We start from the raw sequence: 21,462 nt of genomic DNA, 5'->3' as shown, positions 1-21,462 counted from the left end.
CAAGGACCTCCGGGCCCGCTGTCGTTCGAACGGATGACGGCGGGCCCGCCGTTCGGGTTGCGGTGAACCCTGATGGCGGAATGTGAGGGGATTGTGACGTTGGGTTGTGATCCGATAAGCGTGATCACCCCCCTCCCCACCTGAAGAGGACCTCATGCCCTCCTCCACCGTCAGCCGCGCCGCTGCCTCCCGCCTGCTCGCCCGTCGGATCGGGATCGCGGGGGTGGCCGTCGCCGCCGTCGCGGGACAGCTGCTCTCCGGCCCGGTCGCCGACGCCCGCGGTTCGGGCCCGAAGGGGCCGCAGCTGCGCGCCGACACCATCGCCTCGAACCCGCTGCCCTTCACCACCCGGTTCGAGGGAAACTTCCACGGGTCGGTCACCCGGATCAGCAACTCGCTGATGACCTGTGACGAGTCCCAGCCCCCGGTCGACCCGGCGCAGCCCGCCTGCGTGGACGCCCGCACCGGGGCGGGCAGCCGCCCGATCAACAACAACTACCAGATGAAGTACATCAACATCGATCCCGGTTCGATCGGTCCGCTGGGCGACCCGATCTACTCCGCCAGCTCCGCCGACCTCGGCCTGCTGGAGGGCTCCGTGATCAAGTACGCCCGGCTGTACTGGGGCGGCACCCGGGGCATCGGTGACACGGTGCTGCCGGAGAGCCAGATCGACGAGATCTACCTGAAGCTCCCGGGCGACAGCCAGTACACCAACATCGCCAACGACCAGCCCTCCATCGGCTACATCACCACCAGCGAGGAGAGCAGCTACCAGGCCTCCGCCGACATCACCGACCTGGTCAAGCAGCACGGCAACGGCACCTACACCGCGGCCAACATGGACTCCGTGGTCAAGCCGCACAGCTGGGGCGGCTGGACGATCGTGGTGGCGTACGAGAACCCGTGCAAGCCGCTGCGCCACGTCCACCTGTGGGACGGCTTCCAGGTGGAGCTGCCGGACAGCCCGCCGCGCGAGTTCGACCTCACCGGGCTGCAGACCCCGGCCACCGGGCCGGTCGCGGGCAAGCTCGGCTTCGTGGTCTACGACGGCGACCTGAAGTGGACCGGCGACACCCTCGCCATGAAGTCCACCAACGGTCCGCTGACGCCCTTCCAGGACGTGAACCACCCGGTCGACGACTCGTTCAACTCCACCATCGAGGAGCTGGCCCCGGCCGACCAGTTCGCCCGGAACCCGTACAACCGCAACAACTTCGGCTACGACTCCAACCGGTGGGACATCTCGCCCTACCTGCGCAACGGGGACACCGACATCTCCATCAAGTTCGACACCGACAAGGACGGCTACGACCTGGGTGTCTTCTACGCCTACGTGAACCTGGACGGCTCGCTGGAGGGCTGATCCCGCGTCACCGGCGAGGTCCGCTGCCGCACCACCCGCACCGGGTGGTGCGGCAGCGGCGTTCCGCCGCGGCGGGGCGCGCCCCGCAGCAGGCGCTCGCAGGGGCGCTCCACCCCGTGGTACAGCGCGCCCGCGGCGAGCAGCGAGGCGCCGGCCAGCAGCAGCCAGACGGCGGCCGTGGCGGCCGTCGCCCCCGGCGCGGGCCGGCCGGCCGCGTGCAGCCAGCAGCGGATGCCGATCTCGTGGACCAGGTACCAGGCGTACGACCACTCGCCGAGCCGGACCGCCACCCGCCCGGCCAGCAGCCGCGGCCCGCCGGACGGTCCGAGGTCCCGTTGAGCGGCGGCCGCCAGCAGGGCGGCGAACAGCGGGGCCGGGAAGAGCTGCGCGGCGCTGTACGGGCCCCACCACGCGGAGTCCGGCGCGGCGGCGTGCCACGGCACCAGCAGCAGGTGCCAGCCGGCCACCGCCGCCGCGGCCGGGGCGAGCCGGACGCGGGGGAGCAGCCCGTGCCGGACGGCCAGCCCGGCGACCACGCCGAGGACGAACTGCGGGGTGCGGGTGAGCGGCAGGTAGTCGAGCAGCCAGCCGCGGACCGCAGGGTCGGCCGGCAGCAGCGGACCGGCCAGCCAGAGCGCCGGGCCGGCCGCCGCGCAGAGCGCGGCGAGCGGTGCCCAGAGCCGGCGGCGACCGGCCAGCGCCCGCAGCAGGAAGGGGAAGAGCAGGTAGAACCAGGCCTCGGCGCCCAGCGACCAGGCGGCCGGGTTGCCGCCGAAGACCGTTCCCGGGGCCCAGGTGTGCAGCAGCGGCAGCGACCAGAGCGCCGCCGCGAGGGGGAGGGCCGCACCGAGGGCGGCGCCGGCGCCGAGCGAGAGCGCGGTGGTGAGCGCGTGCAGCGGCCAGATCCGGGCGAACCGGCGGCGGGCGAAGCTCCGGAGGGCGGTCGGCGTGCCGTCGTACGTCCAGGCGAGGACGAAGCCGGAGAGGACGAAGAAGAAGGTCACCCCGCTCCGGCCGTACCAGCCGAGCGGGCCCAGCACCGGCAGCTCGCCGACCTTGCGGGCCAGGTGGTAGACGACGACCAGCAGCGCGGCCCAGAACCGGAGCCCGGTGAGCGAGGGCAGGCGGGCGGGCATCGGGGCTCCGGAGGTCGCGGACGGGGTCGGCCCCGGTCCAACGAGCCGGGGCCGCTCCGGGACACGCCCGGGGGCGGCCGCCGGGACGGCGTCCCCCGGTCCGCGGAGCCTCGGGGCGGGCGTCGGAACAGCAGGCCGGCGCCGCGGTTGAAGTCGGCCTCGCCCAGGGCGAAGCGGACGGCGACGAGGTCGAGCGTCTCCCCGATGTACGACTGCCGGGCGGGATCGCCGAGCCGGTCCGGGAAGAGCGGGCGCAGCTCTGGGTCGGCACAGGACGCGCCCGAGGGCGAGCGGCTGCCGGTCGGCGTCCGGCAGCCGGGCGGGCGGCCGGCGCGCCGCCCGGCCGGGCCCGGCCGGGCGGGCGCGCCGGCGGGCCCGGCCGCGTACGCTGCTGGGGCGGGCCCGCCCTGTGGCCGGGCGGGCCGGAAACGGGCCGGAAGCCGGAGGGGCGATGGCGGTGGAGGAACAGCGGGCCGGGAGCCGGGTCAGCCGGCCGGAGATCAGACTGGTGCGGCGCGGGTTCACCGACCCCGCACGGGCGGTGCGGCTGCTCGCCGACCCCGCCCTGGAGGGCCTGGCCGCGGACCCGCTGCTGCTGGACGCGCTCGGCGCCACCGCCGACCCGGACCTCGCCCTGCTGGGCCTGGCCCGGCTGCTGGAGGCCGCCGACGAGCCCGACCGGCACACCCTGCGCGACACCCTGACCACCAGCAAGCCGCTCCGCGACCGGCTGCTCGGCGTGCTCGGCGCGTCCACCGCCCTCGCCGACCACCTGGCCCGGCACCCGCACGACTGGCACGTCCTGGTCACCTTCGAGCTGCGCGACATGCACCCCGGGCCGGAGGACTTCCTCCGCGCGCTCCACCAGGGCGTCTGGGAGCAGGGCGCGGGCGGCCGCAGCCGGGCCGACGCGCTGCGGATCGCCTACCGCCGCTGCCTGCTGGCCATCGCCGCCCGCGACCTCACCGGCACCACCGACCTCGCCCAGACCGCCGCCGAACTCGCCGACCTGGCCGGCGCGACCCTGCAGACCGCCCTCGACATCGCCGCCGAACAGGACCCGGACGCCGCCGCGGCCTGCCGGCTCGCCGTCATCGGCATGGGCAAGTGCGGCGGGCGCGAACTCAACTACGTCTCCGACGTCGACGTCATCTACGTCGCCGAGCCGCGCGAGGGCGCCGACGAGCACGAGGCGGTCAAGGCCGCCACCCGGCTCGCCGCCGCGCTCACCCGGCTCTGCGCGGACACCACCGGCGAGGGCACCATCTGGCCGGTCGACGCCAACCTGCGCCCCGAGGGCCGCAACGGCCCGCTGGTCCGCACCCTGGCCAGCCACGTCGCGTACTACCAGCGCTGGGCCAAGACCTGGGAGTTCCAGGCGCTGCTCAAGGCCCGCCCGGTGGCCGGGGACGCCGAACTCGGCGAGGCGTACGTGGCGGCGCTGGCCCCGATGGTCTGGCAGGCCGCCGCCCGGGAGAACTTCGTCACCGACGTGCAGCAGATGCGCCGCCGGGTGATCGAGTCGATCCCCGCGCCCGAACTGGACCGCCAGCTGAAGCTCGGCCCGGGTGGGCTGCGCGACGTCGAGTTCTCCGTCCAGCTGCTCCAGCTGGTGCACGGCCGCACCGACCCGGCCCTGCGCAGCGGCAACACCCTGGAGGCGCTGGCCGCGCTCTCCCGGGGCGGGTACGTGGGCCGGGCCGACGCCGCCTCGCTGGACGCCGCGTACCGGTTCCTGCGCTCACTGGAGCACCGGATCCAGCTGCACCGGCTGCGCCGCACCCACCTGATGCCCACCGGCGAGGAGGACCTGCGCCGGCTGGCCCGCTCGCTGGCCGCGCTGATCAACGGCGACACCCGGACCGATCCGGTCGCGGCCCTCCAGCGGGACTGGAGGCGGCACGCCGTCGAGGTGCGGCGGCTGCACGAGAAGCTGTTCTACCGGCCGCTGCTGGACGCCGTCGCCGAGCTGCCGGTCGGCGCGGCCGGCCTCACCCCGGACGCGGCCCGGGCCCGGCTGGAGGCGCTCGGCTACGCGGACCCGGCCGCCGCCCTGCGGCACCTCTCGGCGCTCGCCTCCGGGGTCAGCCGCAAGGCCGCCATCCAGCGGACCCTGCTGCCGGTGCTGCTCGGCTGGTTCGCCGACTCCGCCGACCCGGACGCCGGACTGCTCAACTTCCGGCAGGTCTCCGACGCGCTCGGCCGCACCCCGTGGTACCTGCGGCTGCTGCGCGACGAGAGCGCCGCCGCCGAGCAGCTGGCCCGGGTCCTGTCGGCCGGCCGGCTCGCCCCCGACCTGCTGCTGCGCGCCCCCGAGGCGGTCGCCATGCTCGGCGACCCGCAGGGGCTGGTGCCGCGCGGGCGGGCCGCCCTGGAGCAGGAGGTGCTGGCCGCCGTGGGCCGGGCCGACTCCACCGCAGCTGCGGTGGCCGCCGTCCGCTCGGTGCGCCGCCGGGAGCTGTTCCGCACCGCCGCCGCCGACGTGCTCGGGCGGCTCGGCGAGGACCCGGCCGAGGCGCTGGACACGGCCGGGGAGGCGCTCACCGCGCTGAACGCCGCCACCCTGCAGGGTGCGCTGCGCGCCTGCGTGGCCGGCTGGGAGGCCCGGAACGGGGCCCTGCCGACCAGGATCGCGGTGATCGCGATGGGCCGGTTCGGCGGGCGCGAACTCGGCTACGGCTCCGACGCGGACGTGCTCTTCGTCCACGAGCCGCTGCTCGGGTCGCTGGAGCAGGACGCGGCCCGGGCCGCCCAGGCCGTCTGCCACGAGCTGCGCTCGCTGCTGGCCGCGCCGTCCACCGAGCCGCCGCTGGAGGTCGACGCCGACCTGCGGCCGGAGGGGCGCAACGGCCCGCTGGTGCGCACCCTCGCCTCGTACGAGGCGTACTACCGGCGCTGGTCGCACGTCTGGGAGAGCCAGGCGCTGCTGCGGGCCGAGCCGGTGGCGGGGGACGAGTCGCTGGGGGAGCGGTTCCGCCGGCTGGTCGACCCGCTGCGCTACCCGGGCGCCGGGGTGCCGGAGCGGGACCTGGTGGAGATCCGCCGGATCAAGGCCCGGATCGAGGCCGAGCGGCTGCCGCGCGGTGCCGACCCGACCACCCACACCAAGATCGGCCGGGGCGGGCTGGCCGACGTCGAGTGGACCGTCCAGCTGCTCCAGCTCCGGCACGGCCACGAGCTGCCGGCGCTGCGGACCACCCGGACCAGGGCGGCGCTGGCGGCGGCGGTGGCGGCGGGGCTGGTCGAGGAGGGGGACGCGGAGGTGCTGGACACGGCCTGGGTGCTGGCCTCCCGGGTGCGGTCGGCGGTGATGCTGGTCCGCGGGCGGCCGGGGGACTCGTTCCCCGCGGACGCCCGGGAGCTGGCCGGGGTGGCCCGCTACCTGGGGTACGGCGCCGGGCACAGCGGGGAGCTGGTGGACGACTACCGGCGGACCACCCGGCGGGCCAGGGCGGTGGTGGAGCGGCTGTTCTACGGCTGAGCCGCGCGGCCCGGCGCGACCCGGGCCCTTCGCCGCCCGGGGAGGCGTTCGGGCGGACGGCGAAGGGCCCCGCGAACGATCGCGGGGCCCTTCGGCGCGTACGGGGGTCAGCGTCGCCCGGCGGTCACCGAGGGCTCGCTCCACTGCTCGGGCACCGTGACCGGCTTCTCCGGGTCGGTCTCCCGGGCGGGCACCCTGGGCAGCCGGTAGGGCCAGGCGTGGTAGATCAGCCGGGCCGCGGCGAAGCCGACCGCCAGGCAGGCGATGCCGCCGACCGCGTCCATCCAGAAGTGGTTGGCGGTGGAGACGATCACCACCAGGGTGGCCACCGGATAGAGCAGGCCGAGCACCCGGACCCAGGTGGCGCGGGCGAGGAAGAAGATGGTCAGTCCGCACCAGAGCGACCAGCCGATGTGCATCGAGGGCATCGCCGCGAACTGGTTGGAGACGTGCGTGGCCGGTCCGGAGGCCATCGAGCCCCAGGTGCCGTGCGTCTTCACGGTGTCGATGAAGCCGCCGTCGGTCATCAGCCGGGGCGGGGCCAGCGGGAAGAAGTAGAAGCCGACCAGCGCGATGCCGGTGGTGACGAACAGCACCGTGCGCGCCGCGACGTAGCGGCCCGGCTGCCGGCGGTAGAGCCAGACCAGGACGCCGATGGTGACGATGAAGTGCAGGGTCGCGTAGTAGTAGTTCATCCCCGTGATGAGCCAGCCGACGCCGTCCACCGCGTGGTTCACCGAGCGCTCGATCGCGACGCCGAGGCTCTGCTCGAAGTCCCAGATCCAGGTGGCGTGCTTCTGCGCTATCGCCTCCTGCTCGGGGACGGCGTTGCGGACCAGCGAGTAGATCCAGTAGCTGAGGCCGATCAGTGCCAGCTCGAACCAGATCCGCGGCCGGGCCGGGGAGCGGCGCTGCTCGCGGACGCGGCTGCGCAGCGCGGCGGTACGGGTCTGGGCCGCGCGGGTGGCTCCGTCGGGCATGCGGCCACCGTTCTGCTGGATCTCGGTCGGTTCCCCCATGGACGAGAAGTCTGCCAGACGTCCCGTAGCCGTCTGCTCATCCTCCGGAAGTGGATTCTTCACCGGATGTCCCCCTTCAGGGCTAGGGGGTTTCTCCCACCGGGGTAGGGGGTGAGGGCGAGTCTGGTACGAACCGGTGGGACGGGCATACGTCCCATTGTCACGCCGGGTGGAGCGGGTGGCGCATTCGGGGGTCGGGCACCGGTGCGGCGGGCGTATTTTCCCCGCCCGAAACCCTTTCTGCATCTTGCTGAAACATATTGCAGGCCGCTAGCGTCCTGGCAACTCGCTCACCCCTTCCCCCGCAAGGGAGCCCTCAGTGGCCGATGTCCCGCCCCGCCGCCGGCGGAGCACCACCCGCAGACCCGGCCGGACGGCGGTGCTGCTCGCCGCCTCGCTGACCGCCGCCACCCTCGGCACCGCCGGCCCGGCCGCGCTCGCCGCCGCCCCGCCCGGACCGCCCTCGGACGCCGCGCTCGCCGCCACCGCCGGGCGCCACGACCTCACCCGCGAGCAGTTCTACTTCGTCCTGCCGGACCGGTTCGCCAACGGCGACCGCGGCAACGACACCGGGGGCATCACCGGCACCCGGCTGGACCACGGCCTCGACCCGGCCGACAAGGGCTTCTACCACGGCGGCGACCTGGCCGGCCTGATCCAGCGGCTCGACTACATCCAGGACCTCGGCACCACCGCGATCTGGATGGCGCCGATCTTCCGGAACAAGCCCGTCCAGGGGGCGGGCGACAGCGCGAGCGCCGGCTACCACGGCTACTGGATCACCGACTTCACCCAGGTCGACCCGCACTTCGGCACCAACGAGCAGCTCAAGGAACTGATAGCCAAGGCGCACCAGCGGGGCCTCAAGGTCTTCTTCGACGTCATCACCAACCACACCGCCGACGTCATCGACTACCAGCAGAAGCAGTACGGCTACCGCACCACCGGCGCCCACCCGGTGCTGGACGCCGACGGCCGGCCGGTCGACGAGACCGCGCTCGCCGACGCGGGAGCCGCCTGGCCGAAACTGAACCGGGACTCCTTCCCCTACAGCCCGGTCTTCCGCAAGCCGGCCGACGCCACCGCCAAGACCCCGGCCTGGCTCAACGACCCCGCGCTCTACCACAACCGGGGCGACTCCACCTTCGCCGGCGAGTCCGCCACCGAGGGCGACTTCTCCGGCCTCGACGACCTCGACACCCAGAACCCCAAGGTGGTCAAGGGCTTCGAGAAGGTCTACCAGCAGTGGGTCGAGGAGGCCGGCGTCGACGGCTTCCGGATCGACACCGTGAAGCACGTCAACATGGCCTTCTGGCAGCAGTGGGCGCCCTCGCTCAAGGCGTTCGCCGCCAAGCAGGGGAACAAGAAGTTCTTCATGTTCGGCGAGGTCTACTCCGGCGACCCGGCGGTCACCGCGCCGTACGTCACCAAGGGCCGGCTCCAGGCCACCCTCGACTTCCCGTTCCAGAACGCCGCCCGCTCCTACGTCTCCCAGGGCGGCTCGGCACGCGGCCTCGCCGAGGTCTACGGCCAGGACCACCGCTACACCACCGCCGACACCGACGCCTACGAGCTGCCGACCTTCCTCGGCAACCACGACATGGGCCGGTTCGGGTCCTTCCTGCTCGCCGACAACCCGGGCGCCGACGAGGCCACCCTGCTGCGCAAGGACCGGCTCGGCAACGAGCTGATGTTCCTCACCCGCGGCCAGCCCGTCGTCTACTACGGCGACGAGCAGGGCTTCACCGGCGCCGGCGGCGACAAGGACGCCCGGCAGGACGTCTTCGCCTCGCAGACCGCCTCCTACAACACCGACCGGGTGCTCGGCGGCGCCACCGGCTCCGCCGACCGTTACGGGCAGGACGGCGAGCTGTACCGGGGCGTCGCCGGACTGGCGAAGCTGCGCCGCGACCACCCCGCGCTCGCCGACGGCGCCCAGATCGAGCGGTACGCCGCCGACGGGCCCGGCGTCTACGCCTTCTCCCGGATCGACGCCGGGCAGCAGGTCGAGTACCTGGTCGCGGTCAACAACGCCGCCGAACCGAAGACCGTCACCCTGGACACCTTCTCGGCCGGCCAGGGCTTCGACCGGATCTACCCGGCCGCGGGGGAGCGGACCACCAGCGGCGCCGACCGCAAGGTCACCGTCACCGTGCCGGCGCTCTCCTCGGTCGTCCTCAAGGCCGCCGAGAAGGCCGCCCCGGCCGCCGCCGCGCCCGCGATCACCCTGCGCGCGCCCGCCGACGGCTCCACCGGCACCGTCACCGTCGGCGCGGACGTCCCCGGCGGCGGCTTCGGCCGGGTCACCTTCGCCGCCCAGGTCGGCGACCGGCCCTGGCAGGTGCTCGGCACCTCGGACACCGGCCGGTACGCCGTCACCCAGGACCTCGCCGGCGTCGCCCCCGGCACGCCCGTCCGCTACAAGGCCGTCGTCCAGGACGCGGCCGGCCGGCTGAGCGCCGCCACCGGCGGCTTCACCACCGGCACGCCCGCGCCCACGCCGGTGCCCAGCGCCACCACCCGCCCGTACGCCGTCGTCCACTACCAGCGCAAGAACGGCGACTACGACGGCTGGAACCTCTACGCCTGGGGCGACCTCGCCGACGGCGAGGCGACCCCGTGGCCGGCCGGGCACGGCTTCACCGGCCGGGACGCCTACGGCGCCTTCGCCTACGTGAAGCTGAAGCCCGGCGCCTCCGACGTCGGCTTCATCGTGGAGAAGGACGGGGTCAAGGACGTCGACGCCGACCGCCACCTCGACGTCGGCGCGTCCGGTGAGATCTGGCTCAAGGAGGGCGACCCGGCCGTCCTGACCGCGAACCCCGGGCCGGCGAACACCCAGCCGCCCGGCACGGCGGTGATCCACTACAACCGGGCCGACGGCGACTACGACGGCTGGGGCCTGCACGACTGGACCGGGGCCGCCACCCCCACCGACTGGGGCAACCCGCTGATGCCGGTCCGCCGCGACGCCTTCGGCGCCGTCTTCGAGGTGCCGCTCGCCCCCGGCGCGACCAGCCTCGGCTACATCCTGCACCGGGGCAACGACAAGGACCTGCCGAACGACCAGTCCCTCGACCTCGCCGGCACCGGCCGCGAGGTCTGGATCCTCGGCGGCCGCGAGGGCTACCTGCTGCCGCAGACCGCCGCCGCCTCCTCCCAGCTGGACCTCGGCTCGGCCAAGGCGCAGTGGATCGACGCGAGGACGGTCGTGGTCCCGGCGAACTACGGGGCCGGTGACGCCGCGCTCGCCGCCGGTACCAGCGCCCAGCTGGTGTACGACCCGGCCGGCGGCATCCGCGCCGACAAGGGCGCGCTGACCGGGCCGGGGCGGTGGATCCGGCTGGAGCCGGCCCCCGGCGGCCTCACCGCCGCGCAGAAGGCCGCGTACCCGCACCTCGCCGGCTACCGGGCCTTCACCGTCGACCCGCGCGACGCCGCCCGGGTTCCCGCCGCCCTGCGCGGCCAGCTGCTCTTCACCGAGCACCTGCCCAGCGGCGCCGTCCTGGCCGCCACCGGCGTGCAGACCCCCGGCGTGCTCGACGACCTGTACGCCCGCCGCACCGGCCGGGTCGACTTCGGCCCGGCGTACTACAACGGCAAGGTCGCGCTGTCCCTCTGGGCGCCGACCGCGCAGGAGGTCTCCGTCCAGGTCTTCGACACGCCGGCCGGCGGCACCCCGAGGACCCTGCCGCTGAAGCTCGACGACGAGACCGGCGTCTGGGAGCTCGTCCGCGACAAGGCCGAGCTGGACGGCAAGTACTACCTGTACCAGGTCAAGGTCTGGGCGCCGTCGGTCCAGCGGGTGGTGGTCAACACCGTCACCGACCCGTACTCGGTCGCGCTCTCCACCGACTCGAAGCGCAGCCTGGTCGCCGACCTCGCCGCCGCGGGGCTCAAGCCGCCGGGCTGGGAGGACCACGCCGTCCCGGCGGCCGTCCCGCTCGCCCGGGAGCAGATCCAGGAGCTGCACGTCCGGGACTTCTCGGTGGCGGACACCACCGTCCCGGCCGCCGAGCGCGGCACCTACCTGGCCTTCACCGAGTCCGACTCGGCCGGCATGAAGCACCTGCGCGAGCTGGCCCGGGCCGGCGTCACCACCGTCCACCTGCTGCCGACCTTCGACATCGCCACCATCCGGGAGAACCGGGCCGAGCAGAAGCTGCCCGCCTGCGACCTCGCGGCCCTGGCCGCCGACAGCGGGAAGCAGCAGGAGTGCGTGGCCGCCGTCGCCGCCGAGGACGCCTACAACTGGGGCTACGACCCGCTGCACTACACCGTGCCGGAGGGCTCGTACGCCACCGACCCCGGGGGGACCGCGCGCACCGTGCAGTTCCGGCGGATGGTGCAGGCGATCCACGCGGCCGGGCTCCGGGTCGTCCTCGACGTCGTCTACAACCACACCGCGGCCGCCGGCCAGGCCGAGCACTCGGTGCTGGACAAGGTCGTCCCCGGCTACTACCAGCGGCTGGACGCCGACGGGAAGGTGACCACCGACAGCTGCTGCGCCGACACCGCGCCCGAGCACGCCATGATGAACCGCCTGGTGGTCGACTCGGTGACGACCTGGGCCCGCGAGTACAAGGTGGACGGCTTCCGCTTCGACCTGATGGGCCTGGACCCGAAGTCCACCATGCTGGACGTGCAGGCCGCGCTGCGCCGGATGACCCCGGAGTCGGACGGCGTCGACGGGAGGAACGTCCTCCTCTACGGCGAGGGCTGGAACTTCGGCGTCGTCGCGAACAACGCCCGGTTCGAGCAGGCCACCCAGCTCGCGATGGCCGGAACCGGTATCGCCACCTTCGACGACCGGTTCCGCGACGCGGCCCGGGGCGGCAACTTCCAGCTCTCCTCGGCCCCGCAACAGGGCTTCGCCTCGGGCCTGTTCACCGACCCGAACGGCTCGCCCGCCAACGGCACGCCGGAGCAGCAGAAGGCCCGGCTGCTCAAGCAGATGGACCAGCTGAAGGTCGGGCTGACCGGCAACCTGGCCGGCTACGCCTTCACCGACAGCTCCGGACGGGCCGTCACCGGCCGGGACGTCGACTACAACGGCGCCCCGACCGGGTACGCGGCCCGGCCCGGCGAGGCGGTCGGGTACGTGGACGCGCACGACAACGCCGACCTGTTCGACGCGCTGGCGTACAAGCTGCCGCCCGCCACCGCGCCCGCCGACCGGGCCCGGATGCAGGCGCTGGCGCTCTCGCTGACCGCGCTCACCCAGGGCTCCGGTTTCGCCCAGGCCGGCAGCGACCTGCTGCGCTCCAAGTCGCTGGACGCCAACTCCTACGACTCCGGTGACTGGTTCAACGCCATCCACTGGGACGCCGCCCAGGGCAACGGCTGGGGCCGGGGCCTGCCGCCGGCCGCGGACAACCGGGAGATGTGGCCGGCCGCCGCCGCCCTGCTGGGCGACCCGCGGCTGACCGTGGGCGCCGCCGACATCCGGTCGGCGAGCGCGCAGTACCAGGAGTTCCTGCGGATCAAGCGGTCCTCGCCGCTGTTCTCGCTGCCCACCCTGGCCGCCGTCCAGCAGCGGCTGTCGTACCCGCTGTCCGGGACGCCCGGTGAGACTCCCGGGGTGATCACCCTGCACCTGGACGGCGCCGGGCTCGCGGGTGCGGAGAAGGGCGTCACGGTGGTGTTCAACGCCACGCCCACCGCGCAGAGCCAGTCGGTCGCCGGGCTGGCGGGGACGGTCCAGGCGCTCCACCCGGTCCAGGCCGGCGGCGCCGACCCGGTGGTGAAGCAGGCCGGATTCGCCTCCGCCACGGGCACGTTCACCGTGCCGGGCCGGACGGTGGCGGTGTTCGTGCAGAGCTGACGGGCCCGCCGTCGACCGGGCCCCGCACCGCCGAACGGCGGTGCGGGGCCCGGTTCCATTCAGGGAATGGAGTTGGCCGAAAACCGACTCCGGCACGGCCGGAAAGATGAGGTGCCGTGCCGGTCGGGCGCCGCCGTCCGGCATCCGGACCCGGCTCCGGGCCGGATTCGCTGGTCAGTGCCCGCGGGCGGTGATCGAACCTTTCCGATGGCAATGAAAACGATCTCCGGTAGTTCCCACGGCCGTAACACGGGCGGGGGTCTGACGGATGTACGGGCCGGTAGCTAATCGGCCAATCCATGGCATGCATCTGTCATTCACGGCTCGTTTGCTGCCACGATTCCTCCGGCTGCAGACGAGGGGGCCCCACCCCCCGGTGCAGCTGTCCCGGTTCAGGTACAGCGCATCCCCCCTGCCAGCACATCAGCTCCGCTACCGCACCCGCGCCGCGCACCGGCGGCGGGGGCCCCCACTGAGTCGCGACCCCGCGGCCAGGTTCTCTCCACCGTCCGCGAACCCCGCGGCGGTCGGAAAAGGAGTCCGCATGTCCCGTTACGCCCACGCCCGGAAGGCAGCGGTTGTCATGGCCGCCACCACCGCGCTGCTGGTGACCGGCATCCCGGTCATCGCGCAGGCGGTCACCCCTGACGCGCCGGCGGTCGTCGCCGCGCAGCAGGCGACCCGGGCCCAGCTGATCGCCTCCGCGAACCAGCAGACCGCCGGCCTCGCCCAGACCCTCGGCCTGACCGGCGAGGAGAAGCTGGTCACCAAGGACGTCGTCCAGGACGCCAACGGCGCCCGCCACCTGCGCTACGAGCGCACCTACGCCGGTCTCCCGGTGCTCGGCGGCGACCTGATCGTCCACCAGGACGCCACCGGCGCCACCCAGGGCGTGACCAAGGCCAGCGACGCCGTGCTCTCCGGCGTGAACACCAGCCCGAAGCTCGCCGCCCCGAAGGCCCAGGAGGCCGCGCTCGCCGCCGAGGCCGGCTCCTCCCTCGACGCCGCCCCGCGCCTGGTCGTCTGGGCCGCCGACGGCACCGCGAAGCTCGCCTGGGAGACCGTCGTCACCGGCAAGGAGTCGGACGGCACCCCGAGCCGCCTGCGCGTGGTCACCGACGCGACCACCGGCGCCGTGCTCGGCAAGAACGAGGCCATCAAGACCGGCACCGGCCAGGGCGTCTTCGTCGGCAACGTGCCGCTGACCACCACCCAGAGCGGGTCCACGTACCAGCTCAAGGACGGCAGCCGCGGCGGCCAGTACACGACCAACATGAACAACGGCACGACCGGCAACGGCACGCTGTTCAGCAAGTCGAGCGACACCTGGGGCAACGGGCAGGCCACCAACAAGGAGTCCGCCGCCGTCGACGCCCAGTACGGCGCCGCCGCCACCTGGGACTTCTACAAGAACACCTTCGGCCGCAGCGGCATCCGCAACGACGGCGTCGGCGCCTTCAGCCGGGTCCACTACGACCGCGGCTACGTCAACGCGTTCTGGGACGACGACTGCTTCTGCATGACCTACGGCGACGGCGAGGGCGACACCCACCCGCTGACCGAGCTCGACGTGGCCGGCCACGAGATGAGCCACGGCGTCACCTCCGCCACCGCCAACCTCAACTACTCCGGCGAGTCCGGCGGCCTCAACGAGGCCACCTCGGACATCTTCGGCAACGCCGTCGAGTTCTACGCCAACCTGGCCGCCGACAACCCGGACTACCTGGTCGGCGAGCTCATCGACATCAACGGCAACGGCACGCCGCTGCGCTACATGGACAAGCCCTCCAAGGACGGCCGCTCGGCCGACTCCTGGTACTCGGGCGTCGGCAACCTGGACGTGCACTACTCGTCCGGTGTCGCCAACCACTTCTTCTACCTGCTGGCCGAGGGCAGCGGCGCCAAGGTGATCAACGGCGTCAGCTACAACAGCCCGACCGCCAACAACGTGACCGTCACCGGCATAGGCCGGGACAAGGCGCTGCAGGTCTGGTACAAGGCGCTGACCTCGTACATGACCTCCACCACCAACTACGCCCAGGCGCGCACCGCGACGGAGAAGGCGGCCACCGACCTCTACGGCGCGGGCAGCGCCGAGCTGATCGCGGTCGGCACCGCCTGGGCCGGCGTCAACGTCGGCACCGTGCCCCCGAACCCGGGCGGTGTCACCGTCACCAGCCCGGGCAACCAGAGCACCAAGGTCGGCACCGCCGTCAACCTGGCCATCAAGGCCACCGGCGGCACCGCCCCGCTCACCTACTCCGCCACCGGCCTCCCGGCCGGCCTGTCGATCAACGCCTCCACCGGCGTGGTCACCGGCACCCCGACCGCCGTCGGCACCTCCAACGTCACCGTGACCGCGAAGGACTCGGCGAACAAGACCGGCACCGCCAGCTTCACCTGGACGGTCACCGACACCAGCACCAGCTGCACCCCGGCGCAGCTGCTCGGCAACGCGGGCTTCGAGACGGGCACCGCCGCGCCGTGGACCGCCTCCAGCGGCGTCGTCGACAAGTCCGCCTCGCAGGCCCCGCACGGCGGCACCTGGAAGGCGTGGCTGAACGGCTACGGCTCCACCCACACGGACACCCTCTCCCAGACGGTGACCATCCCGGCGGGCTGCAAGGCCACGCTCAGCTTCTACCTGCACATCGACACCGGCGAGTCCGGCACGACCCAGTACGACAAGCTGGCCGTGACCGTCAACGGCACCGCGCTGAAGACCTACTCCAACGTGGACGCGGCCGCCGGCTACCAGCTGCGCACCTTCGACCTCTCGGCCTACGCGGGCCAGTCGGTGACCCTCAAGTTCACCGGCACCGAGGACTCCTCGCTGCAGACCAGCTTCGTGATCGACGACACCGCGATCGCCACGAGCTGACCCGGCGCCGGTAGCCCCGGCAAAGCCAGGTGAGACAGGGGCAGGGCCCGGCGGCTTCGAGCCGCCGGGCCCTGTGGCGTACCCCGGCGGGGCCGTGAGTTCCCGGAAACCCGCCGGTCACCCCGGGGCAACCGGCGGGCAACACGAAACACGGGCGAAACGCGGCCGTCCGCGACCGGAAATCCGGCCTCGCCACACTTCCGGCACGCGCTCCGGCGCAGGACGCCGCCGCGAGACCCGCCGCAGGACCCCCGGAGGTACCCCATGCTCCTGGCCGCCCACCAGGCCGCCCACCAGGCCGCTCAGCAGGCCGCCCACCAGGTCGTCCGGCTGGCCGACCTGCCGGCCGCCGACGGCCCGTCCGCGCCGCCCGGCATCGACACCGGCGACACCGCCTGGCTGCTCGCCAGCACCGCCCTCGTCCTGCTGATGACGCCCGGCCTGGCACTGTTCTACGGCGGCATGGTCCGCACCAAGAGCGTGCTCAACATGATCATGATGAGCTTCGTCTCGATCGCCGTCGTCACCGTGGTCTGGCTGCTGGCCGGCTACTCGCTCGCCTTCGGCCCGGACGCCGGCGGCCTGGGCCTGATCGGCGGCCCGGACCACCTGGGGATGGCCGGGATCACGCCGTCCTCGGTCACCGGCCGCGTCCCCACCGTGCTGTTCGCCACCTTCCAGCTGACCTTCGCGATCATCACCGCCGCCCTGATCAGCGGTGCCATCGCGGACCGGGCCAGGTTCGGCTCCTGGGTGGTCTTCACCGCCGTCTGGACCCTGCTGGTCTACGTCCCCGTCGCGCACTGGGTGTTCGCGCCCGGTGGCTGGATCCTGTCGAAGCTCGGCGCGCTGGACTTCGCCGGCGGCACCGTCGTCGAGGTCAACTGCGGGGCGAGCGGCCTGGCCCTGGCCCTGCTGCTCGGGCCGCGGCTCGGCTTCCGGAAGGAGGCCATGCGCCCGCACAACCTGCCGTTGGTGCTGCTCGGCGCGGGCCTGCTCTGGTTCGGCTGGTTCGGCTTCAACGCCGGTTCGGCGCTCGGCGCCAACGGCCTGGCCGCCTCCGCGCTGCTCAACACCCAGGCGGCCGGCTGCACCGGACTGCTCGGCTGGCTGGTGGTGGAGAAGCGGCGGGACGGCCACGCCACCACGCTGGGCGCGGCCTCCGGCGCGGTGGCCGGCCTGGTCGCCGTCACGCCGTCCTGCGGCAGCGTCGACCTGCCCGGCGCCCTCCTCATCGGGCTGGCGGCCGGCGTGGTCTGCTCGTACGCGGTGAGCTGGAAGTTCCGGTTCGGCTTCGACGACTCGCTGGACGTGGTGGGCGTGCACTTCGTGGCCGGCGTCATCGGCACCGCCCTGATCGGCCTGTTCGCCACCGCCACGATGACCGGCGGCCCGGCCGGGCTCCTGCACGGCGGCGGCTTCGGGCAGCTCGGCAAGCAGCTGGTGGCGATCCTGGCCGTCGCCGCCTACTCCTTCGCGGTCACGTACGGGATCGGCCGGGCGATCGAGCGGGTGATGGGCTTCCGCGCCAGCGAGGAGCACGAACTCACCGGCCTGGACCTCGCCGTGCACGCCGAGACCGCGTACGATCACGGCGTCCTGGGCCACGGCGTGCTGGGGCAGGGGGCCGCCGTGTTCTCGGCCGCCCACGGCCCCGACCGCACCGCCGCCACCGTGCTCGCGCACCCGTCCGACAAGGCGCCCTCCGCATGAAGCTGATCACCGCGATCGTCAAGCCGTTCAAACTGGACGACGTCAAGAGCGCGCTGCAGGCCGTCGGCGTGCACGGACTGACCGTCAGCGAGGCCAGCGGGTACGGCCGTCAGCACGGTCACACCGAGGTCTACCGGGGCGCCGAGTACCGGATCGACCTGGTGCCGAAGGTCCGGATCGAGGTCGTCGTCGAGGACGAGGACGCCGACCTGGTGATCGAGGAGATCGTCCGGGCCGCCCGGACCGGCAAGATCGGCGACGGCAAGGTCTGGGCGGTGCCGGTGGAGACGATCGTCCGGGTCCGCACGGGGGAGCGCGGACCGGACGCGGTGTAGTTCCGGCGCCGAACAGCAGCACGGCGGACCGGCGGCGGGGCCCGGTCCGGCCAGCCGCCGGGGCGATCCGGCCTGCCGCCGGGTCGGTCCGGTCCGTCCCCGGGCGGGTCGGGCCTGTCGTGAGGCGGGCCGGGCCCGTCGTCAGGACGGTCCGCCGAGCCCCGGGATCCGCCGCCAGGCGTCGTCGGCGGCGGCCTGCTGCCACCACGTCAGGTCGTGCGGCGGCGTGTCCCGGGTGCGGCGCGGGTGGAGGATCGGGTCGTCGGTGTCGTGCAGGGTGCCGTTGTGGACGGCGACCGCGACCCGGGTGCCGTCCGGGAGGGGCGTCCAGATCCGGTACGTGACCCAGCCGGTGGCGGCGGTCTCCAGCACCTCGACGACCTGCGGGTCCGGTCCTGGCCCGGGGGCGGTGCCGCAGCGGTAGCCGGCGTCCCGGTCGGCATCGGTGCGGAGCCCGCAGGTGGGTGCGGCGGCCTGCGAGGCCGGGCCGTGCACCTCGACCGAGACGGTGGCCGCCCCCCGGCCGTCGTCGTACCTGGTCCAGAGCACGGCGTCGGCCGCCGGGTCGAGGGTCAGCTGGTCGGCGCCGGGTTCGGGGTCCAGCCGGGCGCCGGGGCCGAGCAGCCGGGCCAGCGCGGACTGCAGCGCGGTGCGCTGACGCGCCCGCAGCAGCTCCGGGCCGGCGGCGGTCGTGGCGGTCGTGGCGGAGGTGGGTCCGGCCGGGCCGGTGCCGGACCCCGTCCGTCCGGGGAGGCCGGTCAGCGTGAAGGTGACGGCCAGCGCGAGCACGGTGGCCGCGGAGGCGGCCGTGCCCAGCCGGCGGCGCCGGCGCAGCACACGGCCACGCCGGGTGGCCTCGGCGAGCATCACGGCGACCGGCGGGCGCAGGTCCTGGACGCTGTCGGCGAGCAGCCTGCCCAGGTCGTGCTCTAGGTCCGGGTCGGGGGCCATGGCGGGGCTCCTGGTGGCGGTGGGTCGGGTCGGGGTCGGCCTGATGTCGCTCGGTCGGCCGGGGGTGGCTTGGGTGGCAGCGGCCGGGGTGGCCGTCAGGGCCGGAACAGCAGTTCGCGGTCGTCCGCCAGGATCTCGCGCAGCCGGGCGAGCGAGCGGGTGGAGAGCCCCTTGACGGCGGCGGGGGTGGTGCCGAGCATCTCGGCCACGGCCTCGATCGGATGGTCCTCCAGGTAGCGCAGGACCACCACGGCACGGTTGCGCGGCGGCAGCGTACGCAGCGCGGCGACCAGGGTGAGCCGCAGCTCGGCGCCGTCGGCGGGGCGGTCGTCGAGGCGGGCCGGGGCGTCGGGCAGCTCGGCGACGGCGATCTCGCCGGAGCGGCGCAGCCGCCGGTGGGAGAGGTAGCAGCGGAGCAGCACCTTGCGGGCGTAGGCGTCGATCGAGGGCTCGTCGTCGCCGCGGCGGAGCCGGCCCCAGACCGAGTAGAGCTTGGCGAGGGTGGTCTGGACGAGGTCCTGGGCCTGGTGCCAGTCGCCGCACATCAGGTAGGCGACCTGGAAGAGCCGACCGGCCCGATTGGCCGCGAACTCCTCGAAGTCGCCCGCCCTGTCCATGCCGTCCCCCGTGCCTCTGGTGCCTGTGTCCGTGGTGCCCGCGCCTGGGCGCCTGTGCCCGCGCCTGCCTGAGCCCGCGCCTGCCTGAGCCCGGCGTCCGTGCCGGTCCCGGTGCTTCCGGGGCTCCTGCTCGGCCGCCGTTCCTATCCACGCTGCGGGAGCCGGGAAAGTCGCACACGAGTTTTCGGAGCTGCCGAAACGTTCCTCCCAAGCTCTTGACGGGCCACGGCGGCGACCCTAGGTTCAGCGCTGCAAGTTTCCAGAAAGTTTCAGCAAGCTTTCACATGCGGTACCCGGGCTGCCCCCACCCCAGCCACCCCAGGAGACAACGTGGTCACCACCGCCCCCGCCCGCCGGCCCGTCCGGACGGCCGGCGCACTCGCCGCCTCGGCGGCCCTCGCGCTCTCGCTCACCGCGGCCTTCGCCGCCGCCCCCGCCGCGCAGGCCACCCCGCCCGGCGGCGGCAAGGACGTCACGGCGACGCTCTTCGAGTGGCGCTTCGACTCGGTCGCCAAGGCCTGCACCGACACCCTCGGCCCCAAGGGCTACGGCTTCGTCGAGGTCTCGCCGCCCCAGGAACACATCCAGGGCAGCCAGTGGTGGACCTCCTACCAGCCGGTCAGCTACCGGATAGCCGGGCGCCTCGGCGACCGGACCGCCTTCAAGAAGATGATCGACACCTGCCACGCGGCCGGCGTCAAGGTGATCGCCGACTCGGTGATCAACCACATGTCGGCCGGCACCGGTACCGGCACCGGCGGCACCGCGTACGGCAAGTACACCTACCCCGGCTTCTACCAGGACCAGGACTTCCACTCCTGCCGCACCGCGATCGGCAACTACAACGACCGCTCCGACGTCCAGAACTGTGAGCTCGTCAACCTCTCCGACCTGAACACCGGCAGCGCCTACGTCCAGCAGACGATCGCCCGCTACCTCGACGACCTCGCCTCGCTCGGTGTCGACGGCTACCGGATCGACGCGGCCAAGCACATCGCCGCCGCCGACCTCGCCGCGATCAAGGCCAGGACGGCCAACCCCCAGGCGTACTGGGTGCAGGAGGTCATCTACGGTGCGGGCGAACCGGTCCTGCCCACCGAGTACACCGGCACCGGCGACGTCGACGAGTTCCGCTCCGGAACCTGGCTGAAGAGCGCCTTCCAGGGCGGCCGGCTCGCCGACCTGTCCGGCTGGGGCTCCGGCCTGCTCCCCACCGACAGGGCCCGCACCTTCGTCGACAACTGGGACACCGAGCGCAACGGCTCCACACTCACCTACAAGAACGGCTCCGCGTACACCCTGGCCAACGTCTTCATGCTGGCCCACCCGTACGGCGCGCCCAACGTCCACTCCGGCTACGCGTTCACCGGGCACGACGACGGCCCGCCGAACGGCGGCACCGTCAACGCCTGCTACCAGGACGGCTGGAACTGCACCCACGCCTGGCGGCAGGTGGCCAACATGGTCGGCTTCCGCAACGCGGTGGCCGGCACCGGTCTGACCGACTGGTGGTCGAACGGCAACAACGCGATCGCCTTCGGGCGTGGCGGCAAGGGCTTCGTCGCGGTCAACCGGGAGAGCGGAGCGGTCACCCAGACCTTCCGGACCTCGCTGCCGGCCGGCAGCTACTGCGACGTCCAGCACGGCGACCCGGCGGCCGGGGGCTGCACCGGCCCGTCCTACACGGTCGGCACGGACGGCCGGTTCACCGCCACCGTCGGAGCGGGCGACGCGATCGCGCTGTACGTCGGCGCGCCCGGGACCGGCACGGCGGTGACCGGCGGGGCGTCCTTCGCGGTCGACGCCACCACCGCGTGGGGGCAGAACGTCTACGTGGTCGGCGACAACGCCGCGCTCGGCGGCTGGGACACCGGCCGGGCGCTGCCGCTCTCCTCGGCCGCCTACCCGGTGTGGAAGGCCGACGTCGCGATGGCCGCCGGGACGGCCTTCGCGTACAAGTACATCCGCAAGGACGCCGCCGGGAACGTCACCTGGGAGTCCGGCGCCAACCGGACCGCCACCGTGCCGGCCTCGGGCCGGGTGAGCCTGAACGACACCTGGCGCGGCTGAGCCGCCGAGCGGGCCGCCACTCGGTGGTCGGCCCGCTCTCGGCGGTCGGGCCCGGTCCTCGGCGGGTGG

General features: G+C 73.7%; 11 protein-coding genes. 7 read left to right on the top strand and 4 right to left on the bottom strand.

Annotated elements, in window-relative coordinates:
* Positions 1–154: 154 nt before the first annotated feature.
* Positions 155–1,366 carry a hypothetical protein gene (locus AC067J_RS02105; protein ID WP_478296025.1) on the top strand — a complete coding sequence of 404 codons (1,212 nt, stop codon included), beginning with the start codon at positions 155–157 and terminating at the stop codon, positions 1,364–1,366.
* Here the strand turns inward: AC067J_RS02105 and AC067J_RS02100 are convergent.
* A complete protein-coding gene (locus AC067J_RS02100) occupies positions 1,333–2,502 on the bottom strand; it encodes an acyltransferase family protein (RefSeq protein ID WP_478296024.1) in 1,170 nt (389 codons plus the stop codon). The genes AC067J_RS02105 and AC067J_RS02100 overlap by 34 nt on opposite strands.
* A 451-nt stretch (positions 2,503–2,953) precedes the next feature.
* Here AC067J_RS02100 and AC067J_RS02095 point away from each other — a divergent pair, with 451 nt between their 5' ends.
* The gene (locus tag AC067J_RS02095; protein WP_478296023.1) at positions 2,954–5,983 is read left to right on the top strand and encodes a bifunctional [glutamine synthetase] adenylyltransferase/[glutamine synthetase]-adenylyl-L-tyrosine phosphorylase; all 3,030 of its coding nucleotides are present in this window, start codon (positions 2,954–2,956) and stop codon (positions 5,981–5,983) included.
* 107 nt (positions 5,984–6,090) lie between these two features.
* Here AC067J_RS02095 and AC067J_RS02090 read toward each other — a convergent pair whose 3' ends face one another.
* The gene (locus AC067J_RS02090) at positions 6,091–7,002 is read right to left on the bottom strand and encodes a phosphatase PAP2 family protein (RefSeq protein ID WP_478296022.1); all 912 of its coding nucleotides are present in this window, start codon (positions 7,000–7,002) and stop codon (positions 6,091–6,093) included.
* Between the two features lie 319 nt (positions 7,003–7,321).
* On the opposite strand from AC067J_RS02090, the gene pulA reads away from it, so the two are divergent.
* The 4 genes from pulA to AC067J_RS02070 all read left to right on the top strand — a co-directional run bounded on the left by pulA (position 7,322) and on the right by AC067J_RS02070 (position 17,755).
* Positions 7,322–12,826, top strand: a complete 5,505-nt coding sequence (gene pulA, locus AC067J_RS02085) for a pullulanase-type alpha-1,6-glucosidase (RefSeq protein ID WP_478296021.1) — start codon at positions 7,322–7,324, stop codon at positions 12,824–12,826.
* 544 nt (positions 12,827–13,370) lie between these two features.
* On the top strand, positions 13,371–15,707 hold the full coding sequence (locus AC067J_RS02080; protein ID WP_478296020.1) for a M4 family metallopeptidase: 2,337 nt from the start codon (positions 13,371–13,373) through the stop codon (positions 15,705–15,707).
* Between the two features lie 264 nt (positions 15,708–15,971).
* Entirely contained in the window at positions 15,972–17,420 is a 1,449-nt protein-coding gene (locus AC067J_RS02075; protein ID WP_478296019.1) for an ammonium transporter, read from the top strand.
* Positions 17,417–17,755, top strand: a complete 339-nt coding sequence (locus AC067J_RS02070; protein ID WP_327676485.1) for a P-II family nitrogen regulator — start codon at positions 17,417–17,419, stop codon at positions 17,753–17,755. The genes AC067J_RS02075 and AC067J_RS02070 overlap by 4 nt, the downstream gene beginning before the upstream one ends.
* Positions 17,756–17,896: 141 nt before the next feature.
* On the opposite strand, the gene AC067J_RS02065 is transcribed toward AC067J_RS02070, so the two are convergent.
* Together AC067J_RS02065 and AC067J_RS02060 are read right to left on the bottom strand one after the other, a co-directional pair.
* Positions 17,897–18,706: a hypothetical protein gene (locus AC067J_RS02065; protein WP_478296018.1), complete on the bottom strand. Its 810-nt coding sequence runs from the start codon at positions 18,704–18,706 to the stop codon at positions 17,897–17,899.
* Positions 18,707–18,801: 95 nt separating this feature from the next.
* Positions 18,802–19,323 (bottom strand): SigE family RNA polymerase sigma factor, encoded by a 522-nt coding sequence (locus tag AC067J_RS02060; protein WP_478296017.1) that lies wholly within the window; start codon positions 19,321–19,323, stop codon positions 18,802–18,804.
* A 330-nt stretch (positions 19,324–19,653) separates the two neighbouring features.
* Here AC067J_RS02060 and AC067J_RS02055 point away from each other — a divergent pair, with 330 nt between their 5' ends.
* Entirely contained in the window at positions 19,654–21,393 is a 1,740-nt protein-coding gene (locus AC067J_RS02055; protein WP_478296016.1) for a carbohydrate-binding module family 20 domain-containing protein, read from the top strand.
* Positions 21,394–21,462: the final 69 nt, after the last annotated feature.

The organism is Kitasatospora sp. NPDC042419 (assembly GCF_056437345.1).
This window is presented reverse-complemented; position numbering and strand designations above follow the sequence as displayed.

What these genes read in the sequence shown, in the direction of transcription:
- AC067J_RS02095 (WP_478296023.1), top strand. Translation starts at nt 2,954, where the DNA reads ATGGCGGTGGAGGAACAGCGGGCCGGGAGCCGGGTCAGCCGGCCGGAG.
- AC067J_RS02100 (WP_478296024.1), bottom strand. Translation starts at nt 2,502, where the DNA reads ATGCCCGCCCGCCTGCCCTCGCTCACCGGGCTCCGGTTCTGGGCCGCG.
- AC067J_RS02080 (WP_478296020.1), top strand. Translation starts at nt 13,371, where the DNA reads ATGTCCCGTTACGCCCACGCCCGGAAGGCAGCGGTTGTCATGGCCGCC.
- AC067J_RS02065 (WP_478296018.1), bottom strand. Translation starts at nt 18,706, where the DNA reads ATGGCCCCCGACCCGGACCTAGAGCACGACCTGGGCAGGCTGCTCGCC.
- AC067J_RS02105 (WP_478296025.1), top strand. Translation starts at nt 155, where the DNA reads ATGCCCTCCTCCACCGTCAGCCGCGCCGCTGCCTCCCGCCTGCTCGCC.
- AC067J_RS02075 (WP_478296019.1), top strand. Translation starts at nt 15,972, where the DNA reads ATGCTCCTGGCCGCCCACCAGGCCGCCCACCAGGCCGCTCAGCAGGCC.
- AC067J_RS02060 (WP_478296017.1), bottom strand. Translation starts at nt 19,323, where the DNA reads ATGGACAGGGCGGGCGACTTCGAGGAGTTCGCGGCCAATCGGGCCGGT.
- AC067J_RS02070 (WP_327676485.1), top strand. Translation starts at nt 17,417, where the DNA reads ATGAAGCTGATCACCGCGATCGTCAAGCCGTTCAAACTGGACGACGTC.
- AC067J_RS02090 (WP_478296022.1), bottom strand. Translation starts at nt 7,002, where the DNA reads ATGGGGGAACCGACCGAGATCCAGCAGAACGGTGGCCGCATGCCCGAC.